General features: G+C 37.0%; 16 protein-coding genes. 4 read left to right on the top strand and 12 right to left on the bottom strand.

Features of this window, described 5'->3' with window-relative positions:
• Positions 1-17: 17 nt before the first annotated feature.
• From dcd to apbC, 5 genes are all read right to left on the bottom strand, one after another.
• On the bottom strand, positions 18-599 hold the full coding sequence (gene dcd / locus AABS66_RS09410; RefSeq protein WP_206085396.1) for a dCTP deaminase: 582 nt from the start codon (positions 597-599) through the stop codon (positions 18-20).
• Between the two features lie 38 nt (positions 600-637).
• Positions 638-1,282: a uridine kinase gene (gene udk, locus AABS66_RS09415; protein ID WP_206085395.1), complete on the bottom strand. Its 645-nt coding sequence runs from the start codon at positions 1,280-1,282 to the stop codon at positions 638-640.
• A 181-nt stretch (positions 1,283-1,463) separates the two neighbouring features.
• The gene (gene htpX, locus AABS66_RS09420; protein ID WP_272538799.1) at positions 1,464-2,420 is read right to left on the bottom strand and encodes a zinc metalloprotease HtpX; all 957 of its coding nucleotides are present in this window, start codon (positions 2,418-2,420) and stop codon (positions 1,464-1,466) included.
• Between the two features lie 85 nt (positions 2,421-2,505).
• Entirely contained in the window at positions 2,506-3,066 is a 561-nt protein-coding gene (locus AABS66_RS09425) for a LemA family protein (protein WP_206085393.1), read from the bottom strand.
• A gap of 197 nt (positions 3,067-3,263) precedes the next feature.
• Positions 3,264-4,376, bottom strand: coding sequence for an iron-sulfur cluster carrier protein ApbC (gene apbC, locus AABS66_RS09430; RefSeq protein ID WP_206085392.1), 1,113 nt, complete (start codon positions 4,374-4,376; stop codon positions 3,264-3,266).
• Positions 4,377-4,644: 268 nt separating this feature from the next.
• Here apbC and metG point away from each other — a divergent pair, with 268 nt between their 5' ends.
• Positions 4,645-6,672 carry a methionine--tRNA ligase gene (metG, locus tag AABS66_RS09435; protein ID WP_272538800.1) on the top strand — a complete coding sequence of 676 codons (2,028 nt, stop codon included), beginning with the start codon at positions 4,645-4,647 and terminating at the stop codon, positions 6,670-6,672.
• Positions 6,673-6,760: 88 nt separating this feature from the next.
• Here metG and AABS66_RS09440 read toward each other — a convergent pair whose 3' ends face one another.
• Genes AABS66_RS09440 through AABS66_RS09450 form a run of 3 tightly spaced genes read right to left on the bottom strand, consistent with a single transcriptional unit; the run spans position 6,761 to position 9,653 of the window.
• Positions 6,761-7,972 carry an ATP-grasp domain-containing protein gene (locus tag AABS66_RS09440; protein ID WP_430224851.1) on the bottom strand — a complete coding sequence of 404 codons (1,212 nt, stop codon included), beginning with the start codon at positions 7,970-7,972 and terminating at the stop codon, positions 6,761-6,763.
• The gene (locus tag AABS66_RS09445) at positions 7,950-9,107 is read right to left on the bottom strand and encodes an MFS transporter (RefSeq protein WP_430224852.1); all 1,158 of its coding nucleotides are present in this window, start codon (positions 9,105-9,107) and stop codon (positions 7,950-7,952) included. Before AABS66_RS09445 ends, AABS66_RS09440 begins: the two co-directional genes overlap by 23 nt.
• A gap of 18 nt (positions 9,108-9,125) precedes the next feature.
• On the bottom strand, positions 9,126-9,653 hold the full coding sequence (locus AABS66_RS09450) for a threonine aldolase family protein (protein WP_430224853.1): 528 nt from the start codon (positions 9,651-9,653) through the stop codon (positions 9,126-9,128).
• Positions 9,654-9,974: 321 nt separating this feature from the next.
• On the opposite strand from AABS66_RS09450, the gene AABS66_RS09455 reads away from it, so the two are divergent.
• The 3 genes from AABS66_RS09455 to cdd all read left to right on the top strand — a co-directional run bounded on the left by AABS66_RS09455 (position 9,975) and on the right by cdd (position 12,229).
• Positions 9,975-10,442 (top strand): CidA/LrgA family protein, encoded by a 468-nt coding sequence (locus AABS66_RS09455; protein ID WP_272538805.1) that lies wholly within the window; start codon positions 9,975-9,977, stop codon positions 10,440-10,442.
• Complete coding sequence (locus tag AABS66_RS09460; RefSeq protein ID WP_206085389.1) at positions 10,442-11,137, top strand: CidB/LrgB family autolysis modulator; 696 nt, start codon at positions 10,442-10,444, stop codon at positions 11,135-11,137. The genes AABS66_RS09455 and AABS66_RS09460 overlap by 1 nt, the downstream gene beginning before the upstream one ends.
• Positions 11,138-11,341: 204 nt before the next feature.
• Positions 11,342-12,229 carry a cytidine deaminase gene (gene cdd, locus AABS66_RS09465; RefSeq protein ID WP_272538806.1) on the top strand — a complete coding sequence of 296 codons (888 nt, stop codon included), beginning with the start codon at positions 11,342-11,344 and terminating at the stop codon, positions 12,227-12,229.
• A gap of 110 nt (positions 12,230-12,339) precedes the next feature.
• On the opposite strand, the gene AABS66_RS09470 is transcribed toward cdd, so the two are convergent.
• The 4 genes from AABS66_RS09470 to AABS66_RS09485 are packed head-to-tail and all read right to left on the bottom strand — an operon-like array spanning position 12,340 to position 15,725.
• Positions 12,340-13,722: a serine protease gene (locus AABS66_RS09470; protein ID WP_430224854.1), complete on the bottom strand. Its 1,383-nt coding sequence runs from the start codon at positions 13,720-13,722 to the stop codon at positions 12,340-12,342.
• 8 nt (positions 13,723-13,730) lie between these two features.
• Positions 13,731-14,429, bottom strand: coding sequence for a hypothetical protein (locus AABS66_RS09475; protein WP_430224855.1), 699 nt, complete (start codon positions 14,427-14,429; stop codon positions 13,731-13,733).
• Between the two features lie 32 nt (positions 14,430-14,461).
• Positions 14,462-15,097: a hypothetical protein gene (locus AABS66_RS09480; protein ID WP_430224856.1), complete on the bottom strand. Its 636-nt coding sequence runs from the start codon at positions 15,095-15,097 to the stop codon at positions 14,462-14,464.
• Entirely contained in the window at positions 15,090-15,725 is a 636-nt protein-coding gene (locus AABS66_RS09485; protein WP_430224857.1) for a hypothetical protein, read from the bottom strand. Before AABS66_RS09485 ends, AABS66_RS09480 begins: the two co-directional genes overlap by 8 nt.
• Positions 15,726-15,830 lie beyond the last annotated feature (105 nt).

Genomic DNA, 15,830 nt, shown 5'->3' on the forward strand with positions numbered 1-15,830 from the left:
GCGAAGTTTAGCGAATATCAGTCTTCACTGATACGGCTACCAACAGCCCCTTGTTGGTTTTTATATTTTGCATCTTGGCGGCTATTATAAGGGCGATCTGCACTGCCTGATAATGGCTCAAAGCTTAGCGCCCCAATGACCATGCCAGGGCGTAATGCTAATGGTAGCTTACCTGAATTATAAAATTCTAGTACGATTTGCCCCTTCCAGCCAGGGTCAATACGATGCGCGGTAACATGCACCATCAAGCCTAATCGAGCCAGTGATGAGCGACCATCAAGCCAACCCACAAGGTTATCTGGGAGCGTAACAGACTCAAGCGTCACTGCAAGTGCTAATTCCCCTGGATGTAAGAAAAATGGCTCGTCTTCGCTCAGCACGATCTCATCACTCATCACACGATCCAGTGCAGCATTCACTTCATCTTTTGGGCCACTTAAATCGATAAATGCCGCGGTATGTCCACGAAAAACACGAAACTGATTTCCTAAACGGACATCTGCGGTCGCACCATTGATCCGTTCAACAGGTGGGCGCGGACTAATGACTAATTTGCCATCATCCATCCATTGAATAATATCGCGGTCACAAAGACGCATGGCTGTTTCCCCCTTCATAATGTTAGTTTTTACCTTGATTACTCTTGGCAAAATTCCCCGATCTTCGCTTTTAAGATATCAATTGCCACACGGTTCTTCCCGCCACGAGGCACAATAATATCGGCATACTGCTTCGATGGCTCAATAAACTGTAAAAACATTGGGCGAACCGTTTTATTGTATTGGTCAATCACGGAATCTAATGTTCTGCCTCGTTCATTTACATCACGTTTAATACGACGCATCAAGCAAATATCGAGTGGTGTATCAACAAAAATCGAAAAATCCATCTCACCACGTAAGCGTTTATCGGTTAACAATAAAATGCCTTCAATGATAATGACTTTTTTAGGTTTGAATGTAATGGTTTTTTCTTTGCGAGTGTGAGCGACATAGTCGTATTGCGGAATTTCTACTGCTTGACCACTTTTTAGTGATCTGAGGTGTTCATAAAGCAAACTGTGATCCATTGAATTAGGATGGTCATAGTTCACTTTAAGTCGTTCTTCCATCGGTACATCTGCTTGATCTTTATAATAACAGTCCTCTGGAATAACACCGATATTATGATCACCGACCTTTTCTCGTAATTCACGATATAGAGTGCTTGCAATTAAGCTTTTGCCAGATGCAGAGGCTCCCGATATACCTACAATGGTACAGTGATGCGCTATGTCAGTCATAAAATGATAACCTGGTTAAATATTTTAGAAATGAAAATACATAACATCAAAATGTTACGTTGGCGGAATTATAGGAGGTAATGGCGTGTTGTTCCAGCGTCCTTCGGCAAAGTTCGCTAAAAAAAACGCCAATATTTAATGAAAAAGGGGAGATTTCCAATTAGCCCTTTAATTTATGTGGCTAAAACTGCTTTTTCCCTTCTAAAACGGCAATGCGGTTTTCAATAGACGGGTGAGTGGAAAAAACAGAATCCCCCTTATTAAAAATATAAGCTGCTTTTCGATAAGCTTGCCCTGTGCTGCTCTGATCATATTCATGGGTTGCATGCTTGCCTGATATTTTTTTCAGCGCGCTGATCATGGCTTGGTTATCAGAGGTAAGATCAACCGCCGCCGCATCCGCCATATACTCACGGGTGCGGGACAAATAAAAATACAGAATTTGTGTGATCCACGGCAACACAAAATTCAACACCAATAAAATCATTTGGGCTTTATTGGCAGCATTATTACGGCTTCGCCCTGCGGTACGAATAAAAATCTGACTAAATACGTTGGTTATCGTTAAAATCACGTTCGCTAAAATCCCCACATACAAAGTCAGCTTCGAGTCACCATGTATAATATGGCCGACTTCATGTGCCAGAACGGCTTGTACTTCTTGGCGGTTCAGCGTTTGAAGCAGACCGCGCGTCACCCCAACCAATGCATTACGGCCATTCCAACCTGCGGCAAATGCATTTGGCTCATCACTTTCTAAAATATATAAACGAGGAATATAGCCTAAACTTGCACTTAAACTCAGCTCTTCAATAATATTAAACAGCTGTTTTTCTTCTGAACTGGTGGCATTTTCTGGGTTGATTTCTTTCGCATTCATCCCTGCCAACATCATTTTATGACCACGAAAATGAATATAAACCAACCCAAGGAATGTCAAACCTAAAACGATAAATGTCGCAATTGGCATTTCTTTTAACGTCACAAATTCCATTGCATTATCAAACAAATCTAACTGCTCATTTGGATGCGTGGCAATATCCGCTAATAACCCAATGATAAGCATAATAAAAATATAGCTCATCACCACAAAACGAGTCCGAATATTATTTTTACGTATGACGTTACGAAAATCCATAAAATACCCTGCTTTCTATCACAGATAATTATCGGAACGTCCTAAGCTGTCCCGATAATTTGTCCAAATGACGATAAACCGATAATTAGTCAAAATTAATGCGACGTGATTCTTCAGACTTAATCGTCTCTTCGTCAAGACGCCAGTATTCTTTTGATATTTTTAAGCTCGGAATAATACCAACAATAAGCGCAGCTGGCATGGATGCAATATACGCATTATAGGTTTCTAATGAACGGTTATAACCGCGTTTTGCAAAAGACAGCTTATTTTCTGAAGAAACGATTTCCTCTTGCAAGTTAGCCATGATTGCATCAGATTTCAGCTCTGGGTAGGCTTCAACTGCGACATTAATCGCCCCACTACTCACCATTTTGGATAGCGCATCTTCCGCTTCGCGTGCTTTATCGCCCGTTGAATTTTGTGCCTGAGTGCGTAGCTCTGTAATTTTACTGAACACTTCCGTTTCATGGCTTAAGTATTTTTTCACCGTCGCAAGTAAGCTATCAAACACTTTTCCGCGTCTGTCTAATTGAACTGAAATTTCAGTTTCGCTGGAAACTACGGCTTCGCGTAATGCCACGATACGGTTATAAAAATAAATAACGATCAGCACCACGACGACAATAAAAATTAAAAATTTCATAATCACCTTTTAGGCCTTGCCCATAGGAAAAGAATTCATCAACAATATCACTTTATTCTACGCTATCCTTTCCCAATATAGAAACAATCCACAGATAAATCAGAAAAAGGGAAAGTGGGTTGGATAGGAAAGCAATACAAATAAAAAAAGGCTATTTAATGTTAAACACTAAATAGCCCCTAATAGATTATGGTGAACTACACCGCGCGGAATGAAATTTCCGTTGGGATTTTATCCCCTTCCCAATACATTAATGCTGAAATGCCCGATGCAATTTCACGGTAGATATCCGCAAACTCACCTTCAGGATCACGCATAACAGTTGGTTGACCACGATCGAGATCTTCACGCAAAGAAATATGCAGCGGAACTTGGCCTAACAGTTTCGTGTTGTATTTTTCAGCCAGTTTTTCTGCACCACCAGTACCAAAAATTGGCTCAACATGGCCACAGTTACTGCAAATATGTGCGCTCATATTTTCTACTACGCCTAACACTGGCACATTCACTTTCTTAAACATCACGATACCTTTCATGGCATCAACCAATGCGATATCTTGTGGCGTTGTCACCACAACCGCGCCTGTTACAGGGATGTTTTGTGACAGAGTTAATTGGATATCCCCTGTTCCTGGTGGCATATCGATCACTAAATAGTCTAAATCAGGCCATAAGGTGTCTTGCAGCATTTGCATTAACGCCTTACTTGCCATTGGGCCACGCCATACCATTGCGTTATCGTCAGTGACTAAATAACCGATGGAGTTAGTCGCTAAGCCATACGCCATAATCGGCGCCATGTGCTGGCCATCAGGAGACGTTGGGCGCTCTAGTGTTGTGCCTAGCATATTTGGAATTGACGGACCATAAATGTCCGCATCAAGGATACCAACTTTCGCCCCTTCTTGCGCCAGTGCTAGCGCGAGGTTGACAGAAGTACTGGATTTACCCACACCGCCTTTACCTGAGCTCACCGCCAGAATATTGCGCACACCCTTGATACCAGGCAAATCGTTAGCGCGTTTTAGCGTCGTCACATCGTGACGCAGTTTCCACTCAACCGCATGAGCGCCAGTTAACTGCTTCAGTTCTGCCGTTTTTTCGCTAATCAGCGTTTGGAAAGGCCCTTTCCAAACAAATGGCATGACTAATTCGACGTGCAGCACATTGTCCAACATTGCACAATGATGTAACGCTTTGATGGAAATCAGATTACGTTGCAGCGTTGGGTGTGTAAATGAAGCCAAAACTTTGGAGACTTGTTCAGTCAGCAGTTCTGGTTTGTTCTGCTCGGGGGATTTATCGTTCATCCCGGCTCCTTTATTTATATTTTTGAACTTATAGATATCCTATATAACTCGATAAGCTACCTGAGATTAGACGGATATACTTTGACTGAGGTTAATCATAACAGAGAACATAAAAAATAGTGATTGCCAAGCGCAGGAAAAGCCAAGAAGAGGCGAAAATTTCTTTTTCCAACAAATTTCCAATTAATCTTTTATATCCCTAGCAGCGATGGTTTTGATCGGTTAACATCAAAGACCCTTTTCAAATAATGGAAGTAAGAAAGTTACTATGTCTCAAGTCGCGAATAAATTACTGGTAACCTGTGCGTTACCCTATGCTAACGGTTCAATCCATCTTGGTCATATCCTGGAGCACATTCAGGCTGATATTTGGGTCCGTTATCAGCGAATGCGCGGCAAAGAGGTTCATTTTATCTGTGCTGACGATGCGCACGGAACCCCAATCATGCTTAAAGCACAACAGCTAGGTGTCACGCCTGAAGCCATGATTGCTGAAGTGAGCCAAGAACATCAGAACGATTTTGCAGGTTTTTCCATTAGCTATGATAACTATCACTCGACACACAGTGAAGAAAATAAAGCATTATCAGAACTGATTTATGGGAAACTGAAAAATAACGGTTTTATTAAAAACCGCACTATTTCTCAGCTTTTCGACCCAGAAAAAGGCATGTTCTTACCAGACCGCTTCGTTAAAGGTACTTGCCCGAAATGTAAAGCAGAAGACCAATACGGTGATAACTGTGAAGTGTGTAGCGCAACCTACAGCCCAACAGAATTAATCAACCCGCGTTCTGTTATCTCTGGTGCAACACCTGTAATGCGTGATTCAGAACACTTTTTCTTTGATTTACCTGCATTTAGCGACATGCTGCAAGCATGGACTCGCTCGGGTGCGCTGCAAGAACAAGTCGCGAACAAAATGCAAGAATGGTTCGAATCAGGTCTGCAACAGTGGGATATTACCCGCGATGCACCGTATTTCGGCTTTGAAATCCCAGATGCGCCAGGTAAATATTTCTATGTCTGGTTAGATGCACCAATTGGTTACATGGGTTCATTTAAAAACCTGTGCGACAAACGCGGTGACCTGAGTTTCGATGAATTCTGGAATAAAGACTCGAAAACAGATCTTTACCACTTTATCGGTAAAGATATCGTCTATTTTCACAGCCTGTTCTGGCCTGCGATGTTAGAAGGCAGCCAATTCCGTAAACCAACTAACCTATTTGTCCATGGTTATGTCACGGTTAATGGCGCGAAAATGTCAAAATCGCGTGGTACTTTTATCACTGCGCGTTCATATTTAGACCATTTAGACGCGGACTGCTTACGTTATTACTACGCGGCAAAACTGTCTTCTCGTATCGATGATATTGATTTAAACCTTGAAGATTTCGTTCAGCGCGTCAATAGCGATATTGTAAACAAAGTGGTTAACTTAGCTTCGCGTAACGCAGGCTTTATTGCTAAACGCTTCGATGGCAAGTTATCTGCAAACTTAGCAGAGCCTGAGTTATATCAACAGTTTGTTGATGCGGCAAAAGTCATTGGTGAAGATTATAGCAATCGCGAATACAACAAAGCGATCCGCGAAATCATGGCACTAGCGGATATTGCTAACCGCTATGTTGATGAAAAAGCCCCTTGGGTAGTTGCTAAACAAGAAGGCAAAGACCAAGAGCTGCAAGATATCTGCTCAATGGGGATTAACCTGTTCCGTATATTGATGACTTACCTGAAACCCGTTTTACCAGGTCTGACCAAACGTGCAGAAGCGTTCTTAAATACTGAGTTATCTTGGGATGCGATTAACACACCATTACTTGGTCACAGTGTTGCACCTTTCAAAGCGCTATTTAACCGCATTGAAATGACAAAAGTGGATGCAATGGTTGAAGCATCAAAAGAGAGCATCAAGCCAATCCAGCAAGTCACTGGCCCACTGGCGGATGACCCAATTCAAGATACGATCACCTTTGATGATTTTGCAAAAATCGACCTGCGAATTGCACTAATCAAACAGGCTGACTTTGTTGAGGGTTCAGACAAATTACTGAAATTACAGTTAGATATTGGTGGTGAAACGCGCCAAGTGTTCTCTGGCATTCGCTCTGCATACCCAGACCCGAAAGCATTAGAAGGCCGTTTAACGGTGATGGTCGCAAACCTTGCTCCACGTAAAATGCGCTTTGGTATTTCCGAAGGTATGGTCATGGCAGCAGGCCCTGGTGGAAAAGACATTTATCTGCTCAGCCCTGATAGCGGCGCACAGCCAGGTATGCAAGTTAAGTAACACCTGTATTAGTATCTATTAATTAAACGCTATAACAACCCTAATACTTATACACTAAGTCATTAGGGTTGTTTTCTACCCCCAAATATTACTCAATATACTCAATTTTTATTTGCTGTAATTTGCTCTCCACCGAAGTAATAACCTCTTCAGCGCAAGTTCCATAAACTACAATGTAACCAAGACGGCTATAACTATCTTTAAGAGCTTTAGCATCAATAGGGGTCGAAACAAATTTGTATAGTAATGATGGTGATAACACAAGTGCTGTAGAAATCGTTTTAATCGTTCCTAATTTTGTAGGTGTTATAAAACGAATTGATGCAAATCGATTTTCAACAACAGATTGCGGTATATATGACATCCCCTTCACATGCAACGATAAGTAACATTCAACTAAACTAAAACCTGTTACGTTTTCACAAAGATTATCAATCATCCCTCCCGCGACTCTTGGATTTACTTCAATTAACCTGATTTTATTATTATCGAGTTTAAACTCAACATGAGCAACTGTATGTGACAATCCAAGCCGGTTTAACCAGCCAATAATTGTCTCCTCTATTTTATTTTTTAATTCCAATTTACAAGGAAAATTATGCCCTATTTCTACAGCGTATTTCCCTTGCGTAGTTATTTTTTCGGTTATACCTAATACTTCCCATTGATTTAATTCAATATTCCAATATACTTCAGCGCTGTATTCACTACCTTGAATAAACTCTTCAATTAAATAATACGATGATAATTTATAACCTCGATTATTAATTCGAAAATTAATTAGCTCTGTAACAGCAATATTAGCCTCTTCAATATTAGAACAAATCGTGACTTGACTACTACCGCTATCATCACAAGGTTTGACAACTAAAGGAAACGTAAACTCTGAAAAATCTATATTTTCTCCAATCTGGCAGACTTTAAATTTAATGTTTTCTTCTTTATTAGAAAGTATTTCCCGCGATATATTTTTATATCGGCATGAAACTAAAGCTTTAATACTTGGGGATGGTAAGCCTAAGGCATGAGATACTGCCGCCGCCGTCACTAAACGATAGTCACCAAATGCCACAACTCCAACTGTGTTATATTGCATTGCTTTATGTAAAACAGACACCATGCAGTCTGTGTTTAACTCAATAATATCATCAACATACAATGTTGGATCATCGGGTATCTTTCGATAAAATGCACATTCCTTAGTAAACAATACTGTATGATAACCTAAACGCTTGGCAATTTTTAACGCACTGACTCCTGTGCCTGATATATTACATTCAACAAAAACTATCGTTTTCATATTTATTCCTTTTAGTTAAAAAATGCTCAACCCCAAATAAAAAAATAAGTAATATTATAATAAAAAAAGGCAATACATAATTTAATTGATATAGTTCTGCTATAAGGCCAAAATACGCGCCACATGATTCTGCAACACCCCAGAAAAAAACACATAAGGATAATGACATTTTTTTATTCTCAAACGGACATTTGATAATAGAAAGGCTATTATTATACGGACTCCAAACTAACTCACACAAAGAAAATAGACCAATTAATAAATACAAACTGGTTGCCGAATTAAAATCCAAAAAAAACAAAATACTTACTGTTAATAATAAACTTATTTTATAGATAATATTTTGAATAAGTAGATTTTTATTCGCTAAAAAGTTTGTCACTTTCATTTGTAGAGTAATAATAATCCCTGCATTTAAAGCGAAAAGTAATGAAACTGAAATATATTTCATTTCAATCTTTGAGTATAATTCATAGTGATATGCAAGATTCCTTAGTATCACACCTATCATGAAAAAAGAAACAGCGCTATACAAAACAAAAACACACCACTCACTAAAGCTTGCAGATACTCTTATTGTATTATTATTCTCATTAGAGATTGCACTGTCTTTTATTCCCATTGAATATATAGCTGAAAAAAACATAATCAAAGCAGGAAATAAAATAACACCAGGATATGACTTATTGTAAAAAAACTCGCCTAAAACACCACCTAACGCTGAAGATATATTAACGATGACATTTAAAATAGAAAAATTTCTCATTCTATTTGAATGCAAAGAGTTTTCAGCCAAAAAAAGACTAGTACATATATTCGCAATTGAGAACCCAGCACCTATAATTGCAGAAAAAATAATAAATGAGCTAACTTCACTTAAAAGGTAGGTCATAGCTATCGCTAATGATGTTAGCAGATAGCTCATAATGAATGTAATCTTATAGCCTAACAAAAAAATAATATAGTGTGAAAGTAAAGAAAAACCTCTACTTACAAATAAGAACACAAATAATATAATTGCAATATCTTCTTTTGTAAGTTCTTTATAGTTTAATAAGTAAAGAGAGTAGAAGGGTAAAAAGCTATAAAATGAAACACCAGACAAAAACCTTGACGCTAATATTTTATTTTTCATTTTTCATTTTTCTATTTTCTAAAAATCCCCATTGAATAATGAAATGCTTCTATCATCACATAATTTTCTTAATGCCTTAATTTCTTCAATAGGAAATATACATCCTCCATAGGTTCCAATACTACTTTCTATCGAGATGACCTTAGGAATTGCATATAAATTTGACCACCTTGATTTATTATTTATGGCTTCAATGACATCTTTAACCGTTAATATTCCACTACTTGTTTTAATATTATTAATAACAATCCCGCTAAGTGCAGATGTTGGAGAAGATTCAAAATAACAAATATGATAACCTGTTTCAGTAATTACCTCATCGCCAGGATTTGCTAGTACCCTAAGACCTATTTGATTGCTCATTGTTCCAGATGGCATAAATAATGCTGATTCTTTTCCAAATAACGTTGCGGCAAAACATTCTAACCCTTTAACATATTCATCCTCATTGTAGCAATCGTCTCCTATCTTACTAAAATCCACATTAATTAAATCATTGGGTGAAATTTTAGTTAATGTATCACTTCTGAGATCTATATAATCCATTTATTTCCTTATTTATTATTCAATTATTCAATTATTCAATTATTCAATCATTTTAAATACTCTTTAATTATTTAATTTATCGGCTAAACGCTATAGTTCAACTACTTTTAAAATAAAAAATAATAACTGTGATATACGTAATAAATATTTAATAAAGTATACCTCAAAGATATTAGCTTAAACCTTGTCTTCGTGAGTACATTAGCAGTCTGTGTGTTTCAGTTTCCCATCGCAGAATGTTAAGATATTTTCTTGTGATCTATAGCACAACTCTCTAGTTAATTGTATGATGAATAGATATCAAGCTACAGGACGGATCTCATGTCATTTAAACAGGTACTGATAACGGGATGGCAGTATTTGCGCGCTTTCGCAATACTTTACCTCTGCCTGATTATCGGAAACCTTATCTCTACCCTACTTCCTTTTGCTATCCCTGGCAGTATTGTCGGCATGCTCATTTTATTTGCACTGCTGGCGCTGCAAGTTATCCCTGCACATTGGGCACAACCTGGATGCAGTATTTTATTGAAAAATATGACCATTCTATTTGTGCCTATCGGTGTGGGGATCATGAATTACTATGACTTACTGAGTCAACAGCTGCTCCCGATTGTGGTTTCTTGTGTGGTCAGTACCTTAATTGTAATGATAGTCGTCGCTATCAGTTCCAACTATATCCACAAAGAACGCCCTGTCGTGGGTGCTAAACCTGATGAAGTTCCCCTTCCTCCTGAAGAGCCAATTTCTTCGGTGATTAATAATGATAAAACTAAGGGGAATGAATAATGTTAACGCACATTTGGTGGTCGTTACCGCTGACAATTGTGGTGTTTTACCTTGCCCGCAAATTATCAGTGAAATTTAAATTACCGATATTAAACCCATTATTAATTACCATTGCGGTGCTTATTGCCATACTGGTTATCACCAATACATCCTATGAGCATTATTTTGCGGGCAGTAAAATCCTGAATGATTTACTGCAACCCGCCGTTGTGGCATTGGCTTTCCCCCTGTATGAGCAAATGCACCAAATTCGTGCCCAATGGAAATCTTTGTTTAGTATCTGCTTTGCGGGTAGCATCGTCGCGATGTTCAGTGGCGCAGCAATTGCATTTTGGCTTGGGGCAACGCCAGATATCGCCGCCTCAATATTACCGAAATCTGTTACGACGCCAATTGCGATGGCGGTTGCCGATTCAATTGGTGGGATCCCTGCAATTAGTGCCGCTTGTGTGTTGTTTGTGGGGATTTTAGGCGCCATGTTTGGCCACAGTTTATTTGATGCTTTACGTGTACGCACCCATGCGTCTCGTGGGCTTGCGATGGGAACGGCTTCCCACGCATTAGGCACCGCACGTTGCGCTGAGGTTAATTACATTGAGGGTGCTTATAGTTCGCTCGCATTGATGACCTGTGGGGTGATCACCTCGTTAAGTGCGCCATTTATATTTCCTGTCATTTTGCATCTTTTTAGCTAATCTTATTAGTTAAACACTCCGTTAAGTATGATGAGTAAGAGAAAACGATGTTCTCTTACTTATCATTGAACACTAAAAACATGAGATATATCTCTCAATTAAAGAATTTGTTTCATATGTTTCATTTAAATTAGTGATTTAAATCACATATCAATATGTACTTTATTGAATAGAATGAAAACAATTAAATAGGGAGGGTAACTCATGCATTCAAGATTTAAGGCCGCTTGGGCCGAGCTTCCAGAGAAGCTACAGTCTGTACTTAGACCTATCATTGATAAATCCGATTTTCCTGGAATGCTAACGGCTGAGCAAGTGCAGCACATTAAAGCGCAAAGCGGTGTTAGCGACTCAGAATTAGCATTCTCACTACTCCCTTTTGCAGCGGCCTATGCCGTTACGCCAATCTCCCATTTCCATGTTGGTGCAATTGCTTGCGGCGCTAGCGGTAATTTATATTTCGGCGCCAATATGGAATTTAGCCATGTTTCGATGGGGCAAGTGATCCACGCGGAGCAATGCGCGATCACCCATTCATGGATGAAAGGCGAAAAGCAAATTACGTCGATCACTGTGAATTACACCCCATGTGGCCACTGCCGCCAGTTTATGAATGAATTACGCGAAGGTGGTAAAATTATGGTGAATTTACCCGGCCGCACACCTGCGGTACTACACCACTATTTACCCGACTCGTTTGGGCCTTCTGACCTCAATATTACCACTTTACTGCTAGACCCTGTCGACCATGGTTATAAAAACCAAAGCCGCGACAGGTTATTAACTGCTGCAATCGAGGCAGCAAACCAATCCCATGCGCCTTATAGCCAATCCCATTCAGGTATTGCGTTACAGTTAAAAGATGGTTCATTATTTACAGGCCGCTACGCAGAAAATGCCGCATTCAACCCAAGTTTGCCACCACTGCAAGCGGCGTTAATTATGATTAACCTCTCAGGTAAAGATATTCACGCCATCGACCAAGCTAAATTTGTTGAAAAGCAAGATGCGATTATCAAACATTGGTGTGTTACCGAAAATACATTACAAGCACTGGGTTGCCAAAATATTGAATTAGCTTATTTGGATTAATTCTCTCTCATGCTCTATGTATGGTTATTGTCAACAGACTAGTTATTGGCAATAACCATTTTTTATGTTTCATATATTTTTAATAAATTGATAAAACTTTAATTCAGTAACTAACTAAAAAATGAATTTGATGAATAGCCAGAAAACCGAGATGGTATATTTGATGCTGTTCTGTCTGAAAAATGGTTATTAGAAAAACCATCGAATGAATCCATTGATGACATATTATCGCTTAGCTGACCAACCATATTTTCAAAATGATAATTATTTTTTATTGTATCTGTAGGGAAGTCTTTAAATCCTGGAGTTCCCGGAAGAACAACACTTGGACGTTCTAGATAATGATTTGTTGGTGTTACATTATCCTTAAACTTTAATCCATCAAATAGGTTTGTTGTACGTGGTGCTAATTGTCTATTCGATTCGGCTTTCGAATAAGTGCTTTCCGATATCGATTTATCTACCATATTATGTGAATACTTAATTGGAGATGTTGATTTGTTGTTTATTGATGGCATATTTCCCCTTAAATCATCAATCATATGATCATAATGAGCAACATTTGGCTGATAATTAACTGATGGTGAATCAAATAAGCCTGTTTCTGGTAATATATAGTCAGGTCTTTCTAAATAATATTCAGACAATAGATTTTTATGTGTAAATTCCGTTTGGCCACGCCAATCTGTTTGTACTTGAAATGGTTCTAAATGTTGTGAAGGATAATCCCAAAATGAAAAACGCTCTGTTCCTTTATCAATTAAAGGGTTTCCTGTGTTATAAATAATTGTATTTATTCTATCCATATTATCTTCTTCTATATGAGATATAATATTTTGATAAGATTTCTTGGTTGTAACCACCACACCATCTACTACATTATCAATATCCATAACCCGTTTAATCCAACTATGTATTTTAGGCTGCATATGCGCTGGACCTTCATATAATGCTCTAAACATTATATCTTTAGTATTTATACTTAATAATGTTTCACTTTCTATATCACCTACAGAATTTAAAGCTCTCTGCCAATAACTCTCTCTTTGTTCTCTAGGTAACACAAAAAATACAGGTTCTAAAGTCCATGCATCAGAAGGAAGATTATAATAAGAAAATACACTACTATGAAATAATTTAGCCTCTATGTGATTTATATCACCATAGATTACATCCTTTCCATCTTCAAATCTATTTTTTAGGGTTTGAGCATAGGCTATTGCCATATCATAGCGAATACGCTCAATTATAAACTCATCTTGTACTCCAATATACTCTAAAATAGCTTCATCTAAATAATTAAGCGCAAAAGCACCTGAAAGAGAATCACCTTTAACCACACTATTAGCTAATTTAGCATATCGGTCTCCTTTACTTTCCAAATATTCATACATCAACTTTGGTTCTTTGGTTACTAATAAAATTTTAATTGCATTAGAAACATCACTACGAGTTAACTCTAAATCACCCTCTCTAATTTCTTGATTTCTCATATCATCTCCTAATTTTTAACATGATCGAGTAAAAAAAATCGTATTTTTTCCCTCATTATATTGCTATTAGATAATTCTTTAGCATCAAAATAAAATTTAACCTTAGTTCCTATTTCTGGAATCAAAAAATATTGAAAACACTTATGATACTTCTCATCAATTGCTAACCATTCACACTCAATTAAAAAAATCACTTCATTATTAATTTCCTTCCAATAATATCCTTTTTTATTAAAATACATATCTTCTTTATGACCAATACTTCTTCGTATTTTTACAGTCACTTCAGTAAAATAAAGATCCAACTCTTCATCATAATATAAATCCCCCTTTCTTTTGAGGTAGCCCATATCTAAATACACGTGTTTTCTATAACTCAAATATTTTTCAGGGTCTCCCTTTAATGGTTCAACATAAACCTCTATAATTTTAACATCATTACTAACCTCATTAGATGGTTTCAAATCAGACCAAGACATCCTCATTGGCAGAATTCTAAAATTAGCTTCACATCCTTTTTTATTTTCAATAAATCTTGGGGCAAAATAACTATACCCTTCATATTCTGCAAAGGTATACACATAGTCACTCGGCACCTCAACTATTGTATTATTAAACTTCCCACATACAAACCCAGGTCTGTTGTTTGCATTAATTACACACGAGAATAGTATTAATGGAAATATTAAATAAATATTCAATCGCATATTCTATTTAAACCTTAATATTACTTTAAAAATTATTGAATAAGCTCCGGATGAGAATAAATGAATAAATCTTCAACAGCTTCCATGGTTTTTACCATTTCAATAACTAAGGGGATCTTTTTCATTCTATTTAACCACCGCTGGCTTGGCTTCTTTTTATCAACAGATTGGCTATCTGTCTCGAACCTCATTTTTGACCAAAGCTTAATAAATACGTTTACCTCAGCATTTGTTTCTGGGTGGGAAATAGCATTAAGAATGTCTTGCCAAAATTTATCTCGTTCAGCATCATCAAGAACATCGTAAATATCAGCAAAGAACCATGCATCATAAGGTAAATCTGATGCCTTAAACCCTTTTTTATTTATCATGACAGCTTCATGGAAATTAACATCCCCTTTTCTAGTTTTTTTATCCTTATTTACATCAAACCAATTTTTTAAAAACTCTATATGTGCCAATGCTGATTCATAGTGGAACTTCTTCATATTTTCCTTTGATAAAGGTCTTTTATATTCATCCATAGTGACATACATATAGTCATGGATAATTTCTATAAATATACTTTGTTTTTTATTTTTTGGTTCCAAACCTAAAGGTTGAAATGAAAAAAGCAGTAAAGTAATAAATAAAATAATAATGTTATAATTATTTTTTGCTCTATTCATTTCTAAATCCTATAGATTTAGTTTTAAGATTATTAGTCCACATACTATTAATGTGTTTCTCCATCTTATTTATTGTCGAAATTTGTCTTGCAATAGAAAGCCATTCAATACTTCTTTGTTGTTTTTCAGATGGTGGCTTAGCCGCTTCTATTAACATCGCGTACCATATTTTCATAATTAATGCTAATTCATCCTTTCTACCACCTTTATTTATTGTATAAAGATAGGCTTTCCATACTATATCTCTTTCGTTTTCATCTATTACATTTAAAATATGTTCAAAAAACCAAATAGTACGAGACACATTCCTTTTATCTAATGATTCATGATATAAAACAATTGCTTTTTTATAATCAATTCCTTCATCAAAACACTTTTTATCTAGCTTTATAAAATCCGCTATAACCCTAACATGAGCTAACTTGTTATGCTTATATTTAGTTATATTTTCAGGCATTCTCATTGCGATATACATATAACTGAAATTCAACCCGGCGAGTAATTTTACCTTTTTATATTCAGATTCCCCATATGTTATATTCTTTTCATCCTTATTATTTACCTTTAGCGTTTGACCGCCATTACATGCTGTTAGTAATAAAATTAAAGTAAAAAATAAAAACCTCATATTTACCGCCTTTTATGTTGATAAAAATTAACATAAAAATAAATCAATAAAAAACATGCAGCAATATATGATATTTTTAAATATAGTTTTACCGCTATTTAGTTA

The organism is Providencia sp. SP181 (assembly GCF_050446505.1).
In the GTDB taxonomy this organism is placed as follows: Bacteria; Pseudomonadota; Gammaproteobacteria; order Enterobacterales; family Enterobacteriaceae; genus Providencia; species Providencia vermicola.